This is a genomic window from Flavobacterium micromati (genome assembly GCF_900129585.1).
GTDB lineage: Bacteria > Bacteroidota > Bacteroidia > Flavobacteriales > Flavobacteriaceae > Flavobacterium > Flavobacterium micromati.
Genome location: NZ_FQWF01000001.1, coordinates 470,056 through 495,863 on the forward strand (window position 1 = coordinate 470,056; position 25,808 = coordinate 495,863).

A 25,808-nucleotide genomic window follows, 5' to 3' on the forward strand; every position below is an offset into this window, starting at 1 on the left:
AGTATTGATATTTAAATTTCTGCACCATTAGGGATTATGAGGCTTCGTTAAATAAATCTAATTTTTTAACCCAATTTGTTTTTCTTTCTAATAGAAAAACATCTGCAAATAACAATAGGAAAGCAAACCCTAAAAACCATTGAAATTGAGATTGATAATCAGCCATTTCCGTTGATTCAAATTCTGTTTTTTGAATCTTGTCTAATGTTCCTTTGATGTATTCAACTACTTCCTTAGTATTATTACCGTTGACATATCCACCCTTCGTTGCTTTTGCGATCGCATCTAAACTGGCTTTATTCAATTTGGTCACAACAACCTCATTATTATTATCTTTTTGATAGCTTTCCACAATTCCGTTTCTTTTTAATGGGATTGTCGCTCCTTTTTCGGTGCCTATTCCAACAGTAATAATTTTCATTCCCGCTTTATTGGCTTCTTCGGCCATGCTTTCTGCACCTTCAGAATGATCTTCACCATCAGAAATTAAAATCAATAATTTGCTGGTTTTACTTTTATCATCAAAATACGTTAACGATAATTTTATGGCTTCATCAAGTGAAGTTCCCTGCGAAGAAACCATTTCAGTGTTCATACTTTGTAAGAACATTCTAGCCACACCATAATCAGTGGTTATAGGCAACACTGGAAAAGCACTTCCTGCATAAGCAACAATTCCTATTCTGTCATTTCCTAATTGCTTTATGATTTGCGAAACAAGTTGCTTGCTTTTATCAAGTCTATTAGGCGCTACATCTTCGGCAAGCATACTTTTAGAAACGTCCATTGCAAAAACAATGTCGATTCCCTCACGCTTGACTGTTTCCATTTTGGTTCCTATTTTTGGGTTTACCAATGCAAAAATAAGTCCAAGAAAGGCCAGAAGTAATACGATTAATTTTAAAACAGGTTTGAAAACTGAGCTCTCAGGACTCAATTTTTTCACCATTTCTAAATCGCCAAACTCCTGTTGCTTTTTTCTTTTCCAATATAAATTAGCCAAAAACACCAACACTATTAGCGGCAGTAGTATCAGCAGATATAAATATTTTTTTTCGTCTAATTCCATATATTTTTTAAATTCCAAATACCAATTTCCAAATACCAAATCCTAAAATCCAAATCTCAAATCCCAAATTCCATATTCCAAATTCCAAATCCCAAATCTCAAATCCCAAATTCCAAATCTCAAAATAACAAATCCTAAAATCCAAATCTCAAATCCCAAATTCCAAATTCCAAATTCCAAATTCTAAATTCTAAAATTCCAATTCTTTTTGTTCGGCTTTAAATAAAACTCTTAAAAACTGTGTTTCTCAATCCTATTTCTGATAATAGTAGAAAGCCTGCAAGCCAAATAAACGGTCTAAATTTCTCATCGTAATCGTAGAATTTTAATTCTTCAATTTCCGTTGTCTCTAGTTTGTTTATCGATGCATATATTTCGGCTAACTTATTATTACTTGTAGCTCTAAAATACTTTCCATCAGTTGCTCTAGCTATATTTCTCATCAATTGTTCATCAATTTCTACTTTCATCATTTGGAACAGTAATTTCCCTTGAGGTGAAATAGCATAAGGAGACATGGCCATTCCGTTTGATCCAATTCCTACAGTATATACTTTAATACCATATTGCTTTGCAATGTTTGATGCTGTTTCGGGTTCAATAAACCCTGCATTATTAACTCCATCAGTCAACAAGATTATAACTTTACTTTTTGCTTTACTGTCTTTTAATCGGTTTACAGCGGTGGCTAATCCCATTCCTATTCCCGTTCCATCTTGTAAAACATTATCATATTTTATGCTTTTTATCGCCTCTAGTATAATAGGTTTATCGCTGGTCACCGGCGTTTTTGTATACGCCTCAGATGCGTAAACAACTAGTCCTATTCTATCATTGGGTCTTTCTTTTACAAAGTCAGCTGCTACCAGCTTAAGTGCTTCCATTCTATTAGGTTTCAAATCCTTTGCTAACATACTTCCTGAAACGTCAATTGCCATGACAATATCAATCCCTTTAGTGGTTTTAGTTTTATTACTCACATCAACCGTTCTTGGTCTCGCCATTGCAATAATTAACGAGCACAGCGCTAATATTCGTAAAACATTTAAAATAGGTTTTAATTTCGTCAAATACGATTCTGTTCCTTTGAATCCTGATAAAGAACTCAGTTTTAAAGTGGCCGACTGCTGGTTTTTTTTCCAATATATCCAAACAATTGCAATTGGAATTAACAGAAACAACCAAAAAAATTCTGGGTTTAAAAAAGTGATTTTGTCCATTATTTACCTGCTTGTTTTAATTCAACTGAGTTTAAAACTCGTTCTGATATTTCATTGCCATATTTATCTCCTTCTTGATGGAATAACAAAATTTGCTGTAATCCTCCTTCTTGGCTAAACAATAATGCTTCATAATACATTTTTGTACTTGACTTAGTCAAATCATCCATTTGAGAAAAAGTTCCATACGCTTTGATACCTTTAACGCCTTCTTTTGTTTCAAATTCTTCTTGTTTCACAATCATATTTTGAGCGCCTTGTACTTCTAGTGATTGTAAAATACCATCCATAGATTTTGCTAGATCGATTTGAGTTTCTTGTTTAAATTTTAGAGTAGAAATCATCAAATAAAACTGATCTAAAACACTTCCATAAGCAAAGGATTGCATCTCTTTAATTAATGCCATTCCGTCTTTGGGCAAGGTTTTAGTCAAGTCCACTCTCTTCAATACTTTTGGCGTTTCTATGATTATGCCAGGATTTCCATATTCACTTTTTATCCATTCGCCTTCCAATAATTCTTTAGTAGGATGACCTAATATATTATCTTTTACATAGTCAAATCCTTTAGTAATAATAAAAAAGGAGGTGGTTGCAAACAACAAGAACGCAACGGATGCTATTGCTGTGACAATTCGTTTCTTCCTTTGTTTTTTTAATTGAATTTTAATTTGCTTTTGTCTTTGCGCTTCATTGAGCAATAAATCTTCTTCAACTTCTACTTCTGCTGGTATTGAATTATCTAATGTTAAAATTACCTTTTGAATTTTATTTCGATCATCGGTAATTTCAAAATCTAGTGGCTTTGATTTAGCAAATTTCACTAAATCGGCTTGCTTTAATACGCGCTCTAAATTTTCAATAATTTCCTTAGAAAGCGTCATCTTCTTTTTAACAGAAGCGGCTCTAAGCCCAGCAATTAATTCCGATGTTGTACTTTCCATTGCGGGAATTTCAATCGCTTCTTCAATATAATTTCTAGCAATATCTGTTAACTCACTATAATATGCTTTAACCTCTCCTTTTTGCCACAATTCTTTTTTCTCTAATGTATCTAGCAAAGTTGTTGCTTTTTCTATAGGAGTTTTCAATATTTCAGCTTGTAGTTTTTTTTCTTGACGTTTTTTAATGAACCAGTATATAAATGCGCCAATACCAATTATCAAAGCGATTACTAAAAGGTATTTCCACCAGTTCCCAATTGAATTTTCCGCTGCAGCGATATCCTTAATATCGTACATTTTTTGCTTTAAAGTATCGACTTGAACACTAGCAACCTCAACTAATAGCGAATCAGTCATAAACGGTTTGCTATTGATAAAAATCTTAATACTTGGCACAACGTAACGACCAGAATCAAATTGAGTTAGTCCATATTTTTTTATCAACTCATATTGACCGTCCATTTTAACAGTATCAACTGGATAGGATTGAATTACTTCTAAAGCTCCAAAGTTTTTTAAATTTGGAAAAACAACTTTTGAAGAAGTGTTGACAGTTGCTTTTATCGATAGTTTGAATTCGGCACCAATTTTATTTTTAAGGGTGTCTATACTTGTAGTCAATTGCTTTTGTTGTGCAAAAACAGCGGTAGAAATCAGTAGAATTAGTAGGTATAAATGTTTTTTCATGTTGTACTATTGCAACCTTTTTATTTTTGATTGTCGATTAACGATTTTTGATTTTTGATTTAGGTTGAATTAAACAACTTTTGATTTTAGATTAACGATTTTTGATTTAGGTTAAATTAATTAACTTTAGATTTTAGATTTAGATTAACGTCCGGTTAGCTATCGGGATTGAATTTAGATTTTTTTAGAACTTGCCATTAATCATATCTAAACTATTTCAAATTTGTTTTAGCTGTTTTAATACTTGCAACGAAAATGGAAATTAGCTCATTAGCTTCCACTTTTGCGATTAATAAACTATTTAAATCTGACATTAAATTTGATTTCTCAATAATTTTTAAACAAACAAAAGTTTCTCTAAGCTCCTTCAAACAAATTCCCATTTTGTGAATAAAATCTTTATTACTCTCTGCGCTTTGAGCTTCTCCATAATTTAAAGCGGGTGAAGTTCCAGACCTAATAATTTGACCGGCAAGATGACTTCCAGCATAATTTTTTTCAAATTTGCTAGCGGCTATTATTATCATCGCAGCAAAATCTATCAATCTGTTTTCTAATTCTTGCTTATTCATTTATTTATCTTTCAGTTTCTAAGATTAAATTAGAAATCGATTATCCATTAATACTAAATCACCAATCAAATTTTAATTCTATTTATTTAATCCAACTCCATCTAAAATCAAAAATCGTTAATCTTCAATCAGCAATCAAAACTTGTTATTCTAAGACCAAAAATCTCTATCTCGATTTAAAATAGCTTAATAATTTAGTAACATAACTTTCATCAACGCGCGTATTTACTACGCCAGAACCTGATTTACTGAATGTTTCCTTAAAATAACCAACTTTTTCGTGATATAGTTTTTCATAATTCGTTCGCACTGATTTTGCGCCCGTGTTGATTAATTGTATTTCGCCAGTTTCTGCATCAAGCATGGAAACCATTCCTAAATCTGGCATTTTTTCTTCTCTAATGTCGTACACTCGAATTCCTGTTATATCGTGTTTCTTCGCTGCTATTTTCAACGTATGTTCATAATCTTCCGACATGAAATCAGAAATTACAAATACAATCGCTTTCTTTTTTTGAGTTCCTGATAAAAATTTCAAGGCTTGCGCTATATCCGTTTTGCGGCTTCTAGGTTGGAATTCAATTAATTCTCTAATAATCCGCAATACGTGCGATCTTCCTTTTTTAGGCGGAATGTATAATTCGATTTCATCCGAAAACAAGATCAACCCTATTTTATCGTTGTTTTGAGTGGCAGAAAAAGCCATTGTTGCAGCAATCTCTGTAACAATATCTTTCTTTAATTGATTTTTAGAACCAAAACTTTCTGAACCGGAAATATCAACCATCAACATCATGGTTAATTCGCGCTCTTCCTCAAAAACTTTTACATGAGCCTCATTATAACGAGCCGTAACATTCCAGTCAATTGCACGAATGTCATCGCCATATTGATACTGACGGACTTCACTAAATGTCATTCCACGTCCTTTGAAAGAAGTATGGTATTCTCCCGAAAAGATATGATCGCTCAACCTCCGGGTTTTGATTTCTATTTTGCGTACTTTCTTTAAAAGCTCTTTTGTATCCATTTTTTAGTCTTTAGTCCTTAGTTTTTTTTAGTCATTAATCATTAGCTTGAAGCAAAAACTAAGGACTAGGTACTAAGTACTTTTACGGAACCTCTACTTCGTTTACGATTTTATTTATAATATCAACCGAAGTAATATTTTCTGCTTCTGCTTCGTATGTGATCCCAATTCTGTGACGCAATACATCATGTACTACAGCACGAACATCCTCAGGAATTACATAACCACGGCGTTTTATAAAAGCATAACATTTTGCTGCTGTAGCCAAATTAATACTTCCACGTGGAGAAGCTCCAAAACTAATCAATGGTTTTAAATCAGCTAATTTATATTTCTCAGGAAAACGCGTTGCAAAAATGATATCAAGAATGTACTTTTCGATTTTTTCATCCATGTACACTTCACGAACCGCTTCTTGAGCACGCAAAATTTGTTCTACAGAAACTACAGGATTTACTTTTTCATAACTTCCTTTCAAATTCTGCCGAATTACTAAACGTTCGTCTTCCATTTTAGGATAATCAATAACGGTTTTCAACATAAAACGATCGACTTGTGCTTCTGGAAGTTGATAAGTTCCTTCTTGTTCAATTGGGTTTTGCGTGGCAAGAACTAAAAATGGTCTATCTAATTTAAAAGTAGTATCGCCAATTGTTACTTGTTTTTCCTGCATTGCCTCCAATAAGGCCGATTGCACTTTAGCAGGTGCTCGGTTAATCTCATCAGCTAGTACAAAATTTGCAAATATTGGTCCTTTTTTAATCGAAAACTCATTTGACTTAATGTTGTAAATCATAGTTCCCACAACATCCGCGGGAAGTAAATCTGGCGTAAATTGTATTCTACTAAACGATCCTTGAATAGCTTGAGCAAGCGTATTTATTGCTAATGTCTTTGCAAGTCCAGGAACTCCTTCAAGTAAAATATGCCCCTGACCTAAAAGTCCTATAAGCAAACGCTCTACCATGTGCTTTTGACCTACAATCACTTTATTCATCTCCATTGTCAGGAGATCGATGAAAGCACTTTCTCTTTCTATTTTTTCATTGATTGCTCTAATGTCTAAAGTAGCTGTATTTTCTTCCATTTTATTATTTTTAAAACCTTGAATTTAGTGTCTTAGATTTGAAGGTGCAAATTGAATTTTTTTTTAGACGTAAGATGTTAATAAATGGTTAAAACTTCAATTAATACCTTAATTTTAAGGACGAATTATGATACAATTTTTATAATTTTAGGAACTTTGAAAAATATACTTCTAATTAAAGAATTTACATATTCTATTAAAAATAAAATCAATGACTAAAACAAATTTATCACCTATAATAGCAGGTGTCATGAATTGGGGAATTTGGGATAAAAATCTCAACACCAAAGAAATGGAAAACATGATTAATGTGTGTCTAGAAAACAAAATCACGACTTTTGATCATGCTGATATTTATGGGGACTACACCACCGAAGCTTCTTTTGGAAAAGCACTAGCTTCAAGTAAAATACCGCGGGAAAAATTACAATTAATATCTAAATGTGGCATCCAAATGATTACGGGAAACCGCAATAATGCCATTAAACATTATCAATATTCCAAAGAATATATTGTTCAATCAGTTGAAAACTCGTTGCAGTATTTACAAACGGATTTTTTAGATGTTCTTTTATTGCACAGACCTAGCCCGTTGATGCAAGCGGATGAAATTGCCGAAGCGGTTTTAAAATTAAAATCAGAAGGTAAAATTATTGATTTTGGACTCTCTAATTTTACTACATCACAAACGGAATTAATCCGTCAAAAAACAGAAGTTTTGTACAATCAAATTCAATTTTCGGCCACCCATTTTGAACCAATGGTCGATGGCAGTTTTGATTATATGCAAGTCAACTCTATTTGCCCTATGTCTTGGAATCCATTAGGTTCAGTATTTAGAGAGGATAATTCGCAAACGCGTCGTCTGAAAAAATTACTAGTTACTTTGATGGCAAAATACCATCTCGGTTCAGATTCGATTTTATTAGCATGGATTTTACACCATCCTGCTAAAATTATCCCAATTGCAGGAACTGTAAATGTGGCGCGAATTCAATCGTTGCAAAAAGCAGTTGATTTAAAATTAGATAAAGAAGATTGGTTTGCCATTTGGACTGCGAGCATGGGAGAAGATGTAGCCTAGTTTTTATTTGCAAACATAATTTTATAGATCTTTTAGGATTTGTTTGCAAAACTCGTATTGAAATTTTTTAATTTGCGTGAGGGATTTTAGTAGAGTTCTTTATTTCTTTTTACCCGTCAAAAAACGAGAAAAAAGAAATAAAAGCGGGAACGGAAAGCCCGATTCGCCGCGGCGAACACGCCCAAATAAAAACAGCAAAGTGATTTGCAATAGAAAACAAATAAAATGACAAAAACAGCTTTAATAACTGGAGCGACCAGTGGCATTGGAAAAGCAACAGCGCAAATATTAGCCAAAAATAATTATAAAATTATTCTGTGTGGCCGTAGAGAAGATCGATTAATAGAGTTAAAAAACGAACTTTCAGCGTTTACAGAAGTACATACTTTATCGTTTGATGTTCGAGATAAAAAAGCAGTTTTTGAAAGCATTGATTCGTTGCCAGAAACGTTTTCTAAGATCGACGTTTTAGTTAACAACGCTGGCAATGCCCATGGTTTAGATTCAATCCAAAACGGGGATTTAGACGATTGGGACGCGATGATTGACATAAATGTAAAAGGACTTTTATATGTTTCCAAAGCGATAATTCCGAAAATGATTGCCCAAAAATCTGGACATATCATTAATATTGGGTCAATTGCTGGAAAAGAGGTTTATGCAAATGGAAATGTATATTGTGCTTCAAAACACGCAGTTGATGCGCTAAACCAAGCAATGCGAATTGATTTAAATCCTTTCGGAATTCGTGTGGGAGGAATTCATCCTGGAGCTGTAGAAACAGAATTTAGTGAAGTGCGTTTTAAAGGCGATTCAAAAAGAGCGGCCAATGTTTATAAGGGTTTTGAGCCATTGCGTGCTGCCGACATTGCTGATATTATCCATTTTGTAGTTTCACGACCGTATCACGTAAATATTGCTGATTTGCTGATACTTCCTACTGCTCAAGCATCGGCAACAATCATAAACAAATCATAGCTCTTAGCGATTATAAAATTCAGCTGCTGATTCGCAAATTTTAAAGTGAATTTAAAATTTGCGAATTTATTGTAATTTATTTTGCAGACAAGATTGCAGAGCATTTTTTAATCTTAACCAAGATTTTGCCATAAAGGCACCAAGTTACAAAGGTTTTTTAATCCGTGCCAGTTTGTGAAATTTATATTTAATATTTGAATCCAAAGGCATAGAGATTTTGCATACTTTCGTCTTTTAAATAACCATATCTCAATATTCATGCCCTTGAGCCTTAGCGGCAAAGAATTTTAGAATTTTAGAATTTTAGAAAAGAAACAATTCAATGATAAACAAACGTATTCTTATTAAAAATCTCCTTGCTCATAATGATGAGAGTAGTTTTTTTGATAAAAAACGGCAGTTGAATTTACATTCACAAGAAGGAAAAGCGAAGTTTTTAAAACATATTTGCGCGTTGTCTAATTCAAATCCTGCCAATAATTCATATATAATTGTTGGTGTTGAGGATCAAGACAACACCATTGTAGGTGATGATTTTTTTGACGACAGTAGGATACAGAATTTAGTAAATGCATATCTTGAAAATCCTCCAAAAATTCAATATGAAAACATTCCTTTTCCAAATTTAGCAAAGGATAAAGTAATTGGATTAGTGACAATTAATCCAAAAAATAAAACCTCCCATTTCAAAAAAGGGATTTATACCATACCGATAAATAGCGTTTACTTAAGGCGTGGAAGCAATACAATGCCTGTAGAAGGAGAAATTGAAAAGAGTTATCAAAATACGGAAACAGTAGCAGGAATTGAAAATAATTCTAGAAACAGTATTGAATACACACTTGATGGCGTAATTGATTTTATGAATTTTCGTCATAAGGATATGGCTCCAAAGTATAAAGTTTTTAAAGAGTTATTTGTAATTTGCTGGGCAGGAATTCCAAAAAGATCTCGTGGAAAAACATATTTGTCACGAGTTGATATTGAGCTAATAAATGAACAAATTAAGTTGTTTTATTCGGCTCAAGATGTAGTTGAAATAACTTTTGACGAAGATACCTTTACGATAACAGAATATGTTCCTTTAGGTTTAAACGATAAAACGAGTTATTATCCTTTAGAGCGACAAACGATACTTTTTCAAGATAATGGTTATTATAAAATTGACAATGAAATGCTTTTCCAGCCACCAGAATTCAATAGGAAAATGCTTTTTCATATTTATAATTCGAATATTGCTCTGTTAAAAAAAATTCGAAACGGGAATTCTTTATCTGATCGAGAAAAGAAAGATTTAGAAAACTTACCTTCTACTTTCATGATTTGTTATCTCAATGGTTTTGAAGATGCTAAACAGAAACTGATAGATGCTAAAGTACTATTAAAGCCCTTTACTTCTGTTTATTTATCGTTTAAAGAAGCATTACGGATTTTAAGAAAGATGAAGTATGATGTGCAATAGATTAGAAGTCCTTTCGTAACTTAAAATTTAATGTTGAAAAGATTGTATGAGTTTTTTTTAAAACCATCAGCATATAAAAATCAATCTTCATTAACTAAATTGAAGTTGAAGTTTTTTCCTGATCTAGATCGTACTTACACAGCACAAATATTTGACGGTTTTAGTTTCCAAATCATTTATTTTTTAAAGATGTACTATCCAAAAAATAAATAGCTTATAAAGCTACAAATCATCCGAACGAATAATAATATAACAGCAATAATTGCATTCATAACGTAAACTTTTCATTTTTGAGTAAATATACTACTATTTTCTCTTACAAACAATCACTAAAAATAGTGATATTTCGATGACAATTAATCGGTTGAATAATCAGTTAAATTTTGATTGATTTTTAAAATTAAGTTGATCAGATTTATATTTGTTTATAATGTCTAAATATTACTTAGTTTAAAGTGCACTTAAAAACTCTTTTCCTTAATTTTGCACCTTAAAAAACAATAGACATTTATCTTGTTTTAAGATTTTTGAAGAAAAGGTATTACATGAGAACACTTGTTATAGGCGATATTCACGGCGGTTTGCGAGCACTGCACCAAATTATGGAAAGAGCCAAAGTTACTAAAACTGACACTCTTATTTTTTTAGGGGATTATGTTGATGGCTGGAGTCAATCGCCACAAGTGATCGATTTTATCATTGATTTAAAATCAAAACAAAAATGCATCTGTATGCGCGGAAATCACGACGATTTATTGCTAGAGTGGCTTACTGCAACTAAAGACAATATTTTGTGGTATAAACATGGTGGCGAGGCAACAGTTAATGCTTACAAATCAGTATCTATAGAAAGCAAGATTAAGCATATAGAATTCCTTCAATCGCTAGAGAATTATTATCTAGATGAAAAGCATCGTTTATTTGTGCATGCTGGCTTCACTAATATGAATGGCGTAGATTTTGAATATTTCCCCGGACTTTTTTATTGGGATAGAACCTTGTGGGAAACTGCTTTATCCTTAGACGTTAGAATGTTATCGGATCATCCTTTTTATCCAAAACGTTTTACATTATATGATGAAATTTATATCGGTCATACTCCTGTTACAAGAATTGGAAAAACGACTCCTGTTCAAAAAGCAAACATTTGGAATGTAGATACTGGAGCCGCGTTTAAAGGACCTTTGACTATTATGGATGTCGATACTAAGGAATTTTGGCAAAGTGAGCCGTTGCACCAGCTATATTTTGATGAGAAAGGGAGAAATTAAACCTGTTGAACTGACGTTGCCCGTAAAATAAAAACAGAAAGTATGGCAAGGTTTAGTAAATTAGTTTTTCTATAAACTATTGGATTAGTGAATGCACATATTTAAGGCGACAGTGACGTATGAATTGATGGTGAAGCAAATATTCAAGATGGTGAATCTGGTATTAAAGTTTCATCTTACATCGGCATAGGAGAAAAGATGTCTTTTGGAATTGTAACTTCCTATTTATTATCTGTTTCAAAAGTTAACGTTGGTCAGGCACCAAATTTTGACGATAAAATAGAATTGAGGAAATTAGGCACACATTCAGGTTTTCGTCATTTCTGTAAAGAAGTTTTTGTTGTTTTTTACCGACATTGTAATTCCGATTGCAAGTTAAAAAACTAGTTCAGTAGATTTTGACAAATTACACAATTAGTTTATTTTTAATAATTGCACTTCTTTCAATTTATAATATTTTAAAACTACAAATTATATCGCTAAAAAAAACGGCAATTTGAATAGTTCAAATTGCCGTTTTTTTTTCAATTATTTTAGATTACAAATCAAATTTTATTCCTTGTGCTAATGGCAATTGTGTTCCGTAATTGATGGTATTTGTTTGTCTTCGCATGTATACTTTCCAAGCATCTGATCCTGATTCGCGACCACCTCCAGTTTCTTTTTCTCCACCAAAAGCACCACCAATTTCTGCTCCCGAAGTTCCAATATTTACGTTGGCAATTCCACAATCTGATCCCACTGCAGATAAGAAAAGTTCTGCTTCACGCAAATTATTTGTCATAATTGCTGATGATAATCCCTGCGCGACTCCGTTTTGAATTGCAATAGCATTTTCCACAGTTCCTGAATATTTCAAAAAGTATAGAACTGGAGCAAAAGTTTCGTGTTGTACAATTTTAAAATCGTTGTCCGCTTCGGCAATTGCTGGTTTTACATAGCAACCACTTTCATATCCTTCACCAGAAAGAACACCACCTTCAACCAAAATTTTTCCACCTTCGGCAACTACTTTTTCTAATGCTTTAGTATACATTTCAACAGCATGGGTGTCAATTAGAGGGCCAACATGATTGTTTTCATCCAACGGATTTCCAATGCGTAATTGTTTGTAAGCTGAAACAATAGCCTCTTTTACCGTATCATAAATACTTTCATGAATGATCAAACGACGCGTTGATGTACATCTTTGTCCTGCAGTTCCTACTGCACCAAAAACAGCACCAATAACCGTCATTTTAATATCAGCATCAGGAGTGACAATAATAGCATTATTTCCTCCTAATTCTAATAATGACCTTCCTAAACGACCGGCTACTGTTTGCGCTACAATTTTTCCCATGCGCGTAGAACCGGTTGCAGAAATTAAAGCCACTCGCTTGTCATTAGTCATCATTTCACCTACTTTATAATCTCCATTTATTAAACAAGAAATTCCCTCTGGAAGGTTATTTTCTTTAATTACTTCGGCAATAATATTTTGACAAGCAATTCCGCAAAGTGGCGTTTTTTCAGATGGTTTCCAAACACAAACATCACCACATATCCAAGCAAGTGCGGTATTCCAAGCCCAAACTGCTACTGGAAAGTTGAATGCTGAAATGATTCCCACAACGCCTAATGGGTGGTATTGCTCGTACATTCTGTGTTCTGGACGCTCTGAATGCATGGTTAAACCGTGCAATTGTCGCGATAATCCCACTGCAAAATCACAGATATCAATCATTTCCTGAACTTCGCCATATCCTTCTTGCAATGATTTCCCCATTTCGTAGGAAACTAATTTGCCTAAAGCTTCTTTGTTTTTACGTAACTTCTCTCCAAACTGACGCACAATTTCACCGCGCTGTGGTGCTGGCATCAATCGGAATGTTTTAAATGCTTCGGCAGCCGTTTGCAATACTTTTTCGTAATCAGCAGCGGTAGATATTTTTACCGTAGCGATAAGTTGCCCGTCAACTGGTGAAAAACTTTCTAGATTTTCACCGTTTGAAAAATAGTTTACCCCTGTTGATGTTCCTTCATTTATGGATTTTATACCTAATTGTGCCAAAGCTTCCTTCATTCCAAATTGATCTGCTATTGTTATCATTGTAACTTTTTTATTAAAAATTGTTATATTTTTTTACAAACATACTTATTTAGCAGGAATAAATAAATAGTACTGTTTGTTTTTTAGTTCTTGATTGCCAAAAATTGTGCAATCATTTCTTTAGTATTTTAGAATCTTCCACTGTGATCAGAAGTTTCCTTACTGGTGATTTCGTTTTAAAAGTAAAAAAAGAATTCCTATACTGATAACTTTTTTTTCGACGCACAAAATAGAAGATTACTAATTCCCCTATATAAATTTTGGATCAACTTCCATCACAGTTCCACATTTATCGCATGTTCTTAAATCTTCTGAACTATAAAAATGTTTAAAATGAGGGAGGAAATCGGTCTCAATATTGTGAAGTTCAAAATATACGTCGTGCAATTTATGATTGCAGTTATCGCAAAACCATAATAAACCATCTGTATAACCCATGCCCGCGCGCTTTCGCTCGATTACTAAACCAATTGAGCCTTCTGAACGAACCGGAGAATGCGGTGTTTTAGCTGGATGCAAATACATGTCACCGGCATGTAATTCCATTTCTTTGCGTTCGCCATTATCTTGTACAATTACTTTTATAGAACCTTCAAGTTGGTAAAATAATTCTTCAGTTTCATTGTAATGATAGTCTTTACGGGCATTTGGACCTGCCACAACCATAACGATATAGTCTCCAGATTGTGTGTAAAGATTTTTATTACCAACAGGCGGTTTGAGTAAGTGCCGATTTTCATCAATCCATTTATTGAGGTTGAAGGGATTTGCTATTGCCATTTTTTTTATTTTAAAGGTAAAGTTATATAATTATAAATGCTATTATTTCTCTTTTATCAGATAGACATATACGGGAAAATGGTCGCTGAAACCAATTTCAGTACTAGAATGACGCAACGGATATCCTTTATATTGTCCGCTGGTTTGTATCAAAAAAGACTTGTTGTAAATCCCGGCTTTCCAATATCTAAAACTAGAATAATCTGGTTTTATCAAGGTTTCTGAAACTAATATTTGGTCAAATATATCCCAAGCATCGCGATAAGCAATTGTTCCCATTCCGTTTTTGGCCATTTCTTCGAATGGATTGTAAATCCCAAATTGCTGTACCTCGTTTTTTTTTGCTTTGGCGCCAAGCCCTACTTTAATACTTTTATTGTACGCTCCATCATTCATATCGCCCATTATAATGACTTTTGCGTTTGGATCTTTCCGTTGCAACGAATCAATAATTTTCTTGTTTAATGCAGCTGCTGCTTCTCTAAACGGACTTGATTTTTTTTCACCACCTGAGCGAGATGGCCAGTGATTGACGATAAGATTAATTTCCTCACCCTCCAGAAAACCAGTTACTAATAATTGATCACGTGTGTAAACACGGTAATTTTTATCATTCACTTGAACCTCATCATCAGTTTTTTCTTCAGCAGTAGATGAAGCGATTTCACTTTTAGCGCTTCTGTTTTTGTAAATATACAACGGAATATTACTATAACTTGTGGGTTGAAACTTCTTTTTTTGGTACAATAAAGCGACATCAATTCCTCTTTTATCTGGCGAATCAAAATGGATGATTCCGTAGTTTTTCTCTACTAATTTAGGCTGTTTTACTAAATCTTCAAGAACGCCTCTATTTTCAATTTCGCATCCGCCAATGAAGGTTGGCGAATCACTGTTTTGAGCAGAACCAATTTCAGCTAACACTCGCGACAAATTGTAAAGCTTTTTTTGATATTTATCAAATGTCCAGCGTTGCAAACCCTTTGGAGTCCATTCTTCATCATAAGTTTCAGGATCATTAATCGTATCAAACAAGTTTTCGAAATTATAAAAAGCGACAGTGTGAATAATGTATTTTTTAGGTTGCGCTGATACAATGCTGATCGTTAAAAAAAGAAAAAGTACCAAAAGCCAGCGTTGAATTATCATAGACAAAAATGCTTTAAAGAATAGTTCAATCAAATTTTAAATTTAGCTCCTGTAAAAATAGTGATTTGGACTTGGAACTTAAAATTATTTTCTAATTCGCTATCTTTGTTTTTGTTCCAAAATAACTTCAGCTTTAAAATACTCTTCGAAAATTAATAACGCATGCTTCAAAACAAATTATCACATACGATTCGTACACCTATTATTTATAAATTTCTAATCGTTATTTTTATTTTACAATCATTCAACAGTCAAGCCCAAAATCAAATGATCACACCACCGTATTTACAAAAAGGAGATACCATAGCCATATTGGCAACAGCCAGAAAAAATATTGACGACAACTTGAAACCCGCTATCGATTTGCTCCAAAGTTGGGGAATTAACGTTGTTATTGGTAGTACAATTGGCTTGGACAATAATCAATTGGCAGGAACTGATGAACAACGTTCAGCCGACTTCCAGCAACAAATGGACAATCCTAATATCAAAGCAATTTGGTGCGCACGAGGCGGTTATGGCACAGTTCGAATCATTGATTTATTAGATTTTACCAAGTTTAAACTAAACCCAAAATGGATTATTGGCTTTAGTGACGTGACCGTTTTGCACAATCATTTAAATACGATGGGATTTAAATCTATTCACGGAATTATGCCTGTTACTGTGGCGAGAGCTACGCCACAAGCGATAGAAAGTTTGCGAATTTCACTGATGGGTGAGAAATTAAAATATGAAATAGCACCTTTCTCAATGAATAAATTTGGAAAAGCAAGTGGCGAATTAGTTGGCGGAAATTTATCTATTTTATACAGTTTGTTTGGTTCACCTTCGGCAATTGACTGTTCAGATAAAATATTATTCCTAGAAGATTTAGATGAATATTTGTATCATATTGACCGGATGATGATCAACCTGAAACGCAATGGCTGCTTAGAAAGTATTAAAGGAATTATCGTAGGTTCTATGACCAAGATGAAAGACAATGATATTCCGTGGGGAAAAAATGCGATTGAAATTATTGATGATGTTACAAAAAAATACAATATTCCAATTTTATATAATTTTCCCGCTGGTCATATTCAAGATAATCGCGCTTTGATTTTAGGGAATAAAGTGACTCTTGACGTTAATGCTAAACTGAGCACTGTGGTTTTCGAATAAAATCCTCCCCCAAATCCCTAAGGAGGAGGGGGAGACGAGATAGAAGTGACCTATGAACAGTATTGTTATCAAGAAATCTTTAAAACATTGAACTGAACAATTACTGATTAGCTCTGAACACTGAACACTGAACACTGACACTGAACACTAAAAAAAATGGCTAAACACAACGAACTCGGAAAACTTGGTGAAGAAATGGCAGTAGAATTTCTCCAGAAAGAGGGATATAAAATCGTGGAAACCAACTGGACTTTTCAGAAAGCAGAGATTGATATTATAGCCAAGAAGGAAAATATTTTAGCTATAATTGAAGTTAAAACTAGATCTTCTTTAGATTTTGGACTACCTCAGGATTTTGTGAAAACAAAAAAAATTCAGCTCCTTGTTAAAGCCGTTGATGCTTATGTAAATGAAAGAGATTTAGATGTAGAGGTTCGTTTTGATATTATAGCAATTCACAAGGAGGGAAAATCGTTCGTTATGGAGCATCTTATTGACGCATTTTATCACTTTTAGTTGATTAAAATTAATGTTATATTTGTAACAAATTGTTTTTTTATTTATATTTGCTGTCAATTATACAAACTAACTACTTGTGCATTTAATAACTAACTAAAAAAAATCCTATGAAGACTGTTTCTTCTGTTGTAGAAAATTACATCAAAACAAAACCATTTTTACTGAATGCTTTATCTCTTGGTATTATCAATTTAACTTCGCTATCTCGAAATATAATGACCGAATTAGAAAGTGAATTTAGTAAGGAAGTAAAACAAGGCGCCGTGGTTATGGCTTTAAAAAGACTAACCGAAGAACTAGACTTCAGGTTAAATCATAAGATTAATAAAGTCATTAAAAACATTGGAGAAATAACTGTCCGTTCTTCTTTGACTGACTACACATTTGCAGCCTCTGATACCGTTTTAAACAAACAGGCGGACTTAATCACAGATATTAATGCACTTCCAGATATTTTTTACACCTCATCAAGAGGCGTAAATGAAACCAACATTGTAGTGAGTAATAGCATAAATCATCTAGTGGATAAGCATTTTGCGAACGAAAAACTAATACAAAAATTAGACAACCTTGCTTCGATAACCGTGAAATTACCTAAAGAAAATATCGTTGTTCCTGGTATTTATTATTTTATTTTCCAGCGTTTGGCATGGGAAGGAATTATAATTAACGAGGTGATTTCGACTTCAAATGAATTCACTATTTTAGTGAGTGAAGAGCAAGTTGACGTCGCTTTTAAAGTGATTAAGGACTTGAAGAATTAATATCCTCCCCCCAGCCTCCTCCAAAGGAGGGGGAGAGTAAGTGGAACGACATTTATTGTAATCAAGGCGAATTATTTTTTGTTCTAAGCTTTATATCTAAATAATTAAAAATCAGGTGAAATATCATCGCTTGTATTAAGAACTAGATCTAAACCTTGAGATTTTAAGATGTAATTTTCACCAAGTTGTTGATAGAAAAACTTGTAAGATTTCTTTTAATTAAAATCCATAAACAAAATTATACTTTTTCATTTCAATTAATTTTTCTCCCCTCCCAACATCTCCATAAACTCTAAAGCTGTTCTCGTATTTTTTACATTTTCAAAAGTCAATAAAAGCTTTAGACCAGTAGGAGTTTCCTTTTCTTTTATTTTACAAATTGCACTGTTTTTTTGTACAAATTGCAGCATGTTAGCGAAACGCTTGGACTGATAATAAGCCGATTGTTGATCAGATACAAAATAGCCAATCATTTTACCTTTTTTCATTACCAATTTTTCAATTCCTAATCGCGTAGCGATCCATTTGATGCGAATACTATTCATCAAAGCTTTGGCACGAGGCGGCATCGGTCCAAAACGGTCAATTAATTTATTTTGGAAAACAATTAACTCTTCCTCGTTTTTTACAGCCCCTAATTCATTGTACAAACTCAATCGCTCCGAAACGTTATTGATGTATTCATCAGAAAACAACAATTCAAAATCAGTATCTATTTGTAAATCTTTTACATATTCTCTGGTCTCAATATCATTTTCCTCAGGATATAAATCCTTGAATTCATTTTCCTTCAATTCATCAATCGCTTCATTAAGGATTTTTTGATAGGTATCAAAACCTATTTCATTGATAAATCCGCTTTGTTCACCGCCTAATAAATCTCCAGCTCCACGAATTTCAAGATCTTTCATCGCAATGTTGAAACCGCTTCCCAGTTCGCTGAATTGTTCCAAAGCTTGAATTCGTTTTCTAGCATCATCAGTCATTGCCGAATATGGTGGACAAATAAAATAACAAAACGCTTTCTTATTGCTACGCCCTACTCGACCTCGCATTTGATGCAGATCAGAAAGTCCAAAATTATTGGCATTATTGATGAAAATTGTGTTTGCATTCGGCACATCTAATCCGCTTTCAATAATAGTTGTTGCAACTAAAACGTCGAATTCTCCATTCATAAAAGCAAGCATTAACTCTTCCAGTTTTCTACCTTCCATTTGGCCATGACCTATTCCCACTCGTGCATTAGGAACCAAACGCTGAATCATTCCAGCTACTTCTTTAATATTTTCAATCCTGTTATTGATAAAAAATACCTGTCCGTTACGTTGAATTTCGTACGAAATCGCATCGCGAATCAATTCTTCACTAAACCCAACTACATTGGTTTCAATTGGATATCTATTGGGCGGAGGAGTTGTAATTACCGATAAATCTCGTGCTGCCATCAATGAAAATTGGAGCGTTCTAGGAATTGGAGTTGCTGTTAAAGTCAACGTATCAACATTAGCAGCAATTGTTTTGAGTTTGTCTTTTACGTTGACACCAAATTTTTGCTCCTCATCCACAATCAGTAATCCTAAATCTTTAAAAACGACATTTTTATTGACTAATTGATGTGTTCCTATAACTATATCTAGTTTCCCGTCGGCCAAATCTTTTAGGGTTTCCGCTTTTTGTTTCGCCGTTCTAAATCGGTTCAAGTAACCTATTGTAACCGGCATATCTTTCAATCTTTCAGTGAAAGTTCGATAATGTTGATACGCTAAAATGGTCGTAGGTACTAAAATCGCTACTTGTTTGCTATTATCAACTGCTTTAAAAGCAGCTCGAATTGCTACTTCGGTTTTACCAAAACCTACGTCGCCGCAAACTAAACGATCCATTGGTCGGTCGCTTTCCATATCGGCTTTTACTTCTTGAGTAGATTTAGTTTGATCCGGCGTATCCTCATAAATAAACGAACTTTCTAATTCATTTTGTAAATAACTGTCTGGCGCAAACTGGAATCCCTTATCCAATCGCCTTTTAGCATACAATTGAATTAAATTGAACGCAACATGCTTTACTCGAGCCTTGGTTTTTTGTTTTAGAATCTTCCATGCATTCGAACCTAATTTATAAATTTTAGGGGGTGCACCATCTTTACCGTTATATTTAGAAATTTTATGTAACGAGTGAATACTCACATACACAATGTCATTATCAGCATACACGAGTTTGATTGCCTCTTGCGTTTTTCCTTCAACTTGAATTTTTTGCAATCCGCCAAAACGACCTATTCCATGATCGATATGCGTTACATAATCGCCTACCGAAAGTGTTGTCAGTTCTTTGAGAGTTATATTCTGCTTTTTTGAATAGCCACTTTTAATATTAAATTTATGATAGCGTTCAAAAATTTGGTGATCAGTATAACACGTAATTTGATTTTCTTCGTCAATAAATCCTTGGTACAAAGGCAAGACAATTGTGTTGTATTGTTTGCGAATATTTTCAGAATTAGCTTCATCTAATGTCTCAAAAATATCGTGAAAGCGTTTTGCCTGGGCTTCATTCGAACAAAATAAATAATTCTTGTATCCATTAAAGTGATTTTCACTCAAATTATTTAGCAGTAAGTCAAATTGTTTATTAAATGAAGGTTGCGGCTGAATGTGAAATTCAAATTTTTTAGTAGTTCTAAAAATAGGTTTTGAACTCAATTCTACGATAGAAAAATCCAATGCTCTTTTTATAAATGACGCCTGATTCAAGAATAATTGTTCTGGTTCGGACCGTTTTATTTCTTGCGATAATTTTGCAAAAGCTTCTTCGGCTTTACCAAATTGTTTATCTAATTGTAATAAAAAATCTTCCGTGTTTTGAATGAAAATAACGGTCTTTTCCGAAATGTAATCTAAAAAACTTTCTCTATTTTCTTGAAAGACTTTATTTTCTACATTGGGAATAATTGTGATCTTTTTTTGGGTTTCAATAGATAATTGTGTGGCCACATCAAAACTTCGGATGCTTTCAACCTCATCTCCAAAAAATTCAATACGATACGGATTATCATTCGAAAATGAAAACACATCTACAATTCCACCACGAACTGAGAATTCTCCCGGTTCAGTAATAAAATCCACTCTTTTAAATTCGTATTCGAATAAAACTTCATTTATGAAATCAATAGAAATCTTGTCTCCAACAGCAACTTTCAATGTGTTTTTATCTAATTCTCTTCGCGTTACCACTTTTTCAAAAAGTGCCTCAGGATACGTGACAATGATCGCAGGTTTTTTGCGCGAATTAATGCGGTTTAAAACTTCGGCGCGAAGCAAAACATTGGCGTTATCAGTATCCTCTATTTGATAAGGACGACGAAAAGATCCGGGATAAAAAAGCACATCTTGATCGCCAATCATTTGCTCTAAATCGTTTAAATAATAAGCCGCTTCTTCTTTATTGTTTAAAACGATTAAAAATGGGAGCTCTGATTTTTTAAAAAGCGACCGAATCACAAATGATAATGCTGATCCAATCAATCCTGAAAGATGCATTTTAATTTGATTATTTTCTACTAAACGACTAGCAATTTGTTGCGTTTTTGGAGAATCATCGTAGGTATTGTATAAGACTTTTTTACTCAACTCTTGGTGTGTTTTCGTCAATAATTACGTTAGGAATGGCTCTAGAAGCGTCCATCATATTTCTTAATTCAGATTCCCCTTCTTCAGTTGGAATCTTACTTTTCTCAATTACCTTGTCCATTTGTCTTTCTAGTGAAACTAATTCTAAATTGATTTCGGCCACTAATTGAGTTATTTTTTTATCTGGAATATTGTCTAAATGAATGTATAAATCAAGCATTTGGATTTTAGTTGTTAAAACCGCGATTCTACTTTTGATGGCAGGTTTGCTAAAAGTATAAGGTATATTTTCATTTAAAGCAATCGCCTTTTTTGTAATCGCTGTCGATTTTTGTTGAAAAGCACTAATCGTTTTTTTTGGTTTCTGTGCTAATTCAGCTAGAAATAAACGCCACTCATTCCAAGATGATAGGCTAGTCTCGGCAGCTTCGGTGACTGGTGTGTCGTAAAACACCCAAGCTTTTTCTATGTTTTTAAATATAAGTTCTCTTTTTTTAGCTTCCTTTTGATTTTCGGCAATGCGTTTTTGGTCATCATTTTGACAAGAGTTCAAAATAAAAACGACAGATATAAAGAACATTATTTTGTTTCTCATTACAAATTTAATTGAGGTACAAAGTTACGAAGTAAATTTACATTTATGAATTTCATTAGCGCATTAACAATCTATTGTTATTGTCCCTTTATTTTTAAATTAAAACCGACTAATTAACACTTTTAAAGTAATTTTTAATACTGTTTTAGAGGCAAATAATGCTTTTATTTCAAAATTATCATATTTGCGAAAACGTTATCTTTGCGCTTCAAAATAGATAAAATGAGTACAAAAATATTGATTATAGGCGCTTGCGGACAAATTGGGACTGAACTAACGCACAAATTACGTGAAATATATGGTACAGATAATGTTATTGCATCGGACATTAGAAAACTAAATAATGATGTTGTTAATTCGGGTCCATTTGAAGTAATAAACGCATTGGATTTTAACCAAATTGAGCATCTTGTCGAAGTTCATAAAATTGATGAAATTTATTTAATGGCGGCGTTATTATCGGCTACAGCTGAGAAAAACCCAGCGTTTGCTTGGGATTTAAATATGAACTCCTTGTTTCACGTTTTGAATTTGGCGAAAGCTGGAAAAATTAAAAAGATATTTTGGCCTTCCAGTATCGCCGTTTTTGGACCTACAACCCCCAAAGAAAACACCCCGCAATATACCGTCATGGAACCTTCAACTGTATATGGAATTAGCAAGCAAGCGGGCGAAAGATGGTGTGAATATTACCATAACATTTTTGGAGTTGATGTGCGAAGCATTCGTTATCCTGGTTTAATTAGCTGGTCATCTCCCCCTGGTGGCGGAACTACTGATTATGCAGTTGATATCTTTCACAAAGCACTTTCAGACAAAACTTATGAGTGTTTTTTATCATCAGAAACTAAAATGCCAATGATGTATATGGACGATGCGATAGCCGCGACGATTCAAATTATGCAAGCACCGCTTGAGCAAATAAAAATTCGTTCTTCGTATAATTTAGCTGCGATGAGCTTTACGCCAACGGAGATTGCTGCCGAAATTCAAAAACATATTCCTGAATTTACTGTTACTTATAATCCTGACTTCCGTCAAAAAATTGCTGACAGCTGGCCCGCTAGTATCAGTGATGCTGAGGCTAGAAAAGATTGGAACTGGAAACATAAGTATGATTTAAAAACAATGACAGCGGATATGCTGGAGCATTTGAAGTAAATTCACAAACAATATAAAAAAAGGCCGCAAAAACAATTTTGCGGCCTTTTTTTATGAATTCTTAAGGAAAGTATAAACTTAAAACGATATTCGTAGTATTTCAACTGCGGTTAGCAACTACGATTTAAAAGAATTATTCTATTTGACAAAGCATAATAAAACTTGATAATAAAACTTGAATTGAGAGGATTAATTAATAATATTAGGATCATAATAGGTTTCTATTGTTTTCCACTTCCCGTTTAAGTTTTTCATTAGTATAGGTTTATCTGTAGTATGTCCGAAGGAAATACCGAAATTAAATATTCGGAAAAATAAAAATGCATACTTTTTATCTGTTGTTATTATAGGTTTTGAAACTGCTAGAGTTTCACTTCCGTATAATTTATCAGAAATTGGATTTCCAGATTTTTCTATTTTTTTTGAATTAACTAATTTTAAATTTAATCCATGAAAATCTTCTTTTTTCCACAATTGTTTAGTATTCTCTTTTTCATATTTTTCCTTTAATTTTTGTATTTCTATACTATCAACTGGCCATTTAAAAGGAGGATAGGAGTTTGGAATTACTCTAGCCATATCGCCTAGACGAATATTTCTATCTTCAAATGCTTTTTCATAAAATTCTAAAGGCAACAATCGCTTTACTGGTTGTTTTTCAACATATCTACAATTAGGTCTTATTAAAAGTTGTTCTTTTATAAAATCATGTACAACCTGATTTTCTATTTTAGAAGTAGAACAAGAGACCAAAATAAAACTACAAACTATGCATATATTAATTTTCATTGGTTTTATTATTTAATTACAAGAAGTTCCTTTTGGAGTCGCTGCGCCTCTGGTTGTATTATTGTCTTCCGCGAGACGATTATTTTCAATTCTAACCCTTGCAGCACTACCTGCGGGGTATTTGTCATTATAATATTGTAAGCCATACATTGATGATATAGCTAGGTCTTCATAATATTGTGAAGTCAAACCAGGTTTAAATTCTTCCAAAACTGCAGCTATTTTTGGAATATAATTATCAAACATTTGCGCATGCTGCACATCACTTGTACCAGAATAATTTTTAGTTACATAATTTTCATATAAACAATCATATTGGTCATAGGCACACACATTTCCATTGTTATAAAAATCATCGTATAAAGCAAAAAAATGGGCGTGAATTAACTCATGAATTAGTAATAATGCGATAGATAAATCTGTCGGACGATTTAAATTATTTGAAGTACCATTAATAAACGCATTACTCATTGTTATAAGATAGTTGTTTTTACTAATTTTTCTCGTGTCTGCTAGTGCCACCGGACTATTAGTGATTCCAGATATTATTTTCAAATTATAAGTACTATTCGTTGGTAAACCAAATTTTTCAAAAATACTTGCAATGTCATTTTGTGATAATAATTTTAACTTATCTAACACCCCTTTTGTGCAAGGATCAAGTTCACTATCATCAATGTTATCCTCAATGGCTTGTGCTATTAACATTTTGGTCGCTGGAACACCTGTCCACGTATTAGTTCCTTCAAGAGTATCTAAAAAGCCATCCCATATTAATACTTTTTCGTTAAAATGAGGATGACCATTCGCTGCAATCACTCTTAACTAAACCAGTTAGGTAACCCTTCATGAGTTTGTACCCATTTCCCATTTTTCTTTTTATACATGATGATTTTTGCACTACCACTCAAACCATCAAATATAAATCCATCAAAAACAGTAAAAATAAGATATTCTTTATCTTGATAATATATGGGTTCTGAAAAAGAATAATAAAAATAGAAATTGGGATTACTACTATATTTTTTGATAAATTCAACTGAACCTATTTTTAATTCTTCAAAAATTAAATTTTTATTGTTAAAATTTTCCATTGTCCAGCAACATTCATCAATTCTTCCTTTTGAATCTTCTATTTCTACAGTAGTGCTCTTACTGTATTTTTTTCTCGATTTATCCCATTCTTCTTCTTTATAGAATGCTTTATCCTGTTTCTCTATTTTAGCCAAAGAATCTACAAAATAAATATCATTAATTCTTAATATTTTTAGGGTCATGTCAGAATTAATCTTTTTAGTCAAAATCATAATTTTATAAGAAGAATCATTGATTTTCTTGTCTAAAAAATCATTAATCACCTCGAGTTTATCACTGATAGAATCATTGAAAATTAAAACTGGATTATTTTTCATAGTCCTATTATTCTTGGAACCACAACTTATTATAAAAATTAAAATTATAATGTACACTAATTGCTTTTTCATTTCTAATTGATTTAAATGCATGGTTTTCCAATTGCATATTGTTCGTGATCGTAAACTTAATTTCAACTAATCCAATTAGGTATTCCTATATGAGTTTGAACCAATTTGCCATTTTTCTTTTTATAAATAATAATCCTCGTGGCATATTCTAAAGGTGGAAATACGCTTCCATGAGAAAAAGTAAAAATGAGATATTCCTTGTTTTGATAATACATAGGCTGTGAAATATAAAAGTCTTCAAACTCATACCCATGCTCATTTAAACCAAAAAAGTG

General features: G+C 33.0%; 24 protein-coding genes. 9 read left to right on the top strand and 15 right to left on the bottom strand.

Annotation, left to right across the window (positions count from 1 at the left end; translation table 11 throughout):
* Positions 1–34: 34 nt before the first annotated feature.
* The 6 genes from BUB42_RS02065 to BUB42_RS02090 all read right to left on the bottom strand — a co-directional run bounded on the left by BUB42_RS02065 (position 35) and on the right by BUB42_RS02090 (position 6,609).
* Positions 35–1,069, bottom strand: a complete 1,035-nt coding sequence (locus tag BUB42_RS02065) for a vWA domain-containing protein (protein WP_073016773.1) — start codon at positions 1,067–1,069, stop codon at positions 35–37.
* A gap of 218 nt (positions 1,070–1,287) precedes the next feature.
* Positions 1,288–2,289 (bottom strand): vWA domain-containing protein, encoded by a 1,002-nt coding sequence (locus tag BUB42_RS02070; protein ID WP_073016665.1) that lies wholly within the window; start codon positions 2,287–2,289, stop codon positions 1,288–1,290.
* A complete protein-coding gene (locus tag BUB42_RS02075; protein WP_073016667.1) occupies positions 2,289–3,920 on the bottom strand; it encodes a hypothetical protein in 1,632 nt (543 codons plus the stop codon). Before BUB42_RS02075 ends, BUB42_RS02070 begins: the two co-directional genes overlap by 1 nt.
* Positions 3,921–4,132: 212 nt before the next feature.
* Entirely contained in the window at positions 4,133–4,492 is a 360-nt protein-coding gene (locus tag BUB42_RS02080; RefSeq protein WP_073016669.1) for a four helix bundle protein, read from the bottom strand.
* A 166-nt stretch (positions 4,493–4,658) separates the two neighbouring features.
* Positions 4,659–5,522 (bottom strand): DUF58 domain-containing protein, encoded by an 864-nt coding sequence (locus tag BUB42_RS02085; protein WP_073016671.1) that lies wholly within the window; start codon positions 5,520–5,522, stop codon positions 4,659–4,661.
* A gap of 82 nt (positions 5,523–5,604) precedes the next feature.
* A complete protein-coding gene (locus tag BUB42_RS02090) occupies positions 5,605–6,609 on the bottom strand; it encodes an AAA family ATPase (protein ID WP_073016673.1) in 1,005 nt (334 codons plus the stop codon).
* Between the two features lie 211 nt (positions 6,610–6,820).
* Between BUB42_RS02090 and BUB42_RS02095 the strand changes: the two genes are divergently transcribed.
* From BUB42_RS02095 to BUB42_RS16880, 5 genes are all read left to right on the top strand, one after another.
* Complete coding sequence (locus tag BUB42_RS02095) at positions 6,821–7,693, top strand: aldo/keto reductase (RefSeq protein WP_073016675.1); 873 nt, start codon at positions 6,821–6,823, stop codon at positions 7,691–7,693.
* 225 nt (positions 7,694–7,918) lie between these two features.
* Positions 7,919–8,671, top strand: coding sequence for an SDR family NAD(P)-dependent oxidoreductase (locus BUB42_RS02100; protein WP_073016677.1), 753 nt, complete (start codon positions 7,919–7,921; stop codon positions 8,669–8,671).
* Positions 8,672–8,993: 322 nt separating this feature from the next.
* Complete coding sequence (locus tag BUB42_RS02105) at positions 8,994–10,133, top strand: ATP-binding protein (RefSeq protein WP_073016678.1); 1,140 nt, start codon at positions 8,994–8,996, stop codon at positions 10,131–10,133.
* Positions 10,134–10,678: 545 nt separating this feature from the next.
* The gene (locus BUB42_RS02115; protein ID WP_073016682.1) at positions 10,679–11,404 is read left to right on the top strand and encodes a metallophosphoesterase; all 726 of its coding nucleotides are present in this window, start codon (positions 10,679–10,681) and stop codon (positions 11,402–11,404) included.
* Between the two features lie 141 nt (positions 11,405–11,545).
* Positions 11,546–11,791 (top strand): DUF6646 family protein, encoded by a 246-nt coding sequence (locus tag BUB42_RS16880; RefSeq protein ID WP_396177445.1) that lies wholly within the window; start codon positions 11,546–11,548, stop codon positions 11,789–11,791.
* Between the two features lie 151 nt (positions 11,792–11,942).
* On the opposite strand, the gene amaB is transcribed toward BUB42_RS16880, so the two are convergent.
* The 3 genes from amaB to BUB42_RS02135 form a co-directional block, all read right to left on the bottom strand.
* A complete protein-coding gene (gene amaB, locus BUB42_RS02125) occupies positions 11,943–13,496 on the bottom strand; it encodes an L-piperidine-6-carboxylate dehydrogenase (protein WP_073016686.1) in 1,554 nt (517 codons plus the stop codon).
* 249 nt (positions 13,497–13,745) lie between these two features.
* Positions 13,746–14,276, bottom strand: coding sequence for a 3-hydroxyanthranilate 3,4-dioxygenase (locus BUB42_RS02130; RefSeq protein ID WP_073016688.1), 531 nt, complete (start codon positions 14,274–14,276; stop codon positions 13,746–13,748).
* Between the two features lie 42 nt (positions 14,277–14,318).
* Complete coding sequence (locus BUB42_RS02135) at positions 14,319–15,425, bottom strand: endonuclease/exonuclease/phosphatase family protein (RefSeq protein ID WP_073016690.1); 1,107 nt, start codon at positions 15,423–15,425, stop codon at positions 14,319–14,321.
* A 267-nt stretch (positions 15,426–15,692) separates the two neighbouring features.
* On the opposite strand from BUB42_RS02135, the gene BUB42_RS02140 reads away from it, so the two are divergent.
* The 3 genes from BUB42_RS02140 (at position 15,693) to BUB42_RS02150 (ending at position 17,872) form a co-directional block, all read left to right on the top strand.
* Entirely contained in the window at positions 15,693–16,589 is an 897-nt protein-coding gene (locus BUB42_RS02140) for a S66 peptidase family protein (protein ID WP_073016774.1), read from the top strand.
* A 156-nt stretch (positions 16,590–16,745) separates the two neighbouring features.
* The gene (locus BUB42_RS02145; RefSeq protein WP_073016691.1) at positions 16,746–17,105 is read left to right on the top strand and encodes a YraN family protein; all 360 of its coding nucleotides are present in this window, start codon (positions 16,746–16,748) and stop codon (positions 17,103–17,105) included.
* Positions 17,106–17,215: 110 nt separating this feature from the next.
* Complete coding sequence (locus BUB42_RS02150) at positions 17,216–17,872, top strand: aspartate kinase (protein ID WP_073016693.1); 657 nt, start codon at positions 17,216–17,218, stop codon at positions 17,870–17,872.
* Between the two features lie 257 nt (positions 17,873–18,129).
* On the opposite strand, the gene mfd is transcribed toward BUB42_RS02150, so the two are convergent.
* Both mfd and BUB42_RS02160 read right to left on the bottom strand, forming a co-directional pair.
* Positions 18,130–21,504 carry a transcription-repair coupling factor gene (mfd, locus tag BUB42_RS02155; protein ID WP_073016695.1) on the bottom strand — a complete coding sequence of 1,125 codons (3,375 nt, stop codon included), beginning with the start codon at positions 21,502–21,504 and terminating at the stop codon, positions 18,130–18,132.
* Positions 21,497–22,099 carry a hypothetical protein gene (locus tag BUB42_RS02160; protein ID WP_073016697.1) on the bottom strand — a complete coding sequence of 201 codons (603 nt, stop codon included), beginning with the start codon at positions 22,097–22,099 and terminating at the stop codon, positions 21,497–21,499. Before BUB42_RS02160 ends, mfd begins: the two co-directional genes overlap by 8 nt.
* Positions 22,100–22,321: 222 nt before the next feature.
* On the opposite strand from BUB42_RS02160, the gene BUB42_RS02165 reads away from it, so the two are divergent.
* Entirely contained in the window at positions 22,322–23,260 is a 939-nt protein-coding gene (locus tag BUB42_RS02165; protein ID WP_073016699.1) for an L-threonine 3-dehydrogenase, read from the top strand.
* A 189-nt stretch (positions 23,261–23,449) separates the two neighbouring features.
* Here BUB42_RS02165 and BUB42_RS02170 read toward each other — a convergent pair whose 3' ends face one another.
* The 4 genes from BUB42_RS02170 to BUB42_RS16540 form a co-directional block, all read right to left on the bottom strand.
* Positions 23,450–24,049: a hypothetical protein gene (locus BUB42_RS02170; protein ID WP_139257250.1), complete on the bottom strand. Its 600-nt coding sequence runs from the start codon at positions 24,047–24,049 to the stop codon at positions 23,450–23,452.
* A gap of 12 nt (positions 24,050–24,061) precedes the next feature.
* Positions 24,062–24,868 (bottom strand): hypothetical protein, encoded by an 807-nt coding sequence (locus BUB42_RS02175; RefSeq protein WP_073016703.1) that lies wholly within the window; start codon positions 24,866–24,868, stop codon positions 24,062–24,064.
* 2 nt (positions 24,869–24,870) lie between these two features.
* Positions 24,871–25,533, bottom strand: a complete 663-nt coding sequence (locus BUB42_RS02180) for a hypothetical protein (RefSeq protein ID WP_139257252.1) — start codon at positions 25,531–25,533, stop codon at positions 24,871–24,873.
* Positions 25,534–25,595: 62 nt separating this feature from the next.
* The coding region (locus tag BUB42_RS16540) for a hypothetical protein (RefSeq protein ID WP_211517667.1) at positions 25,596–25,808 on the bottom strand (213 nt) is incomplete at its 5' end.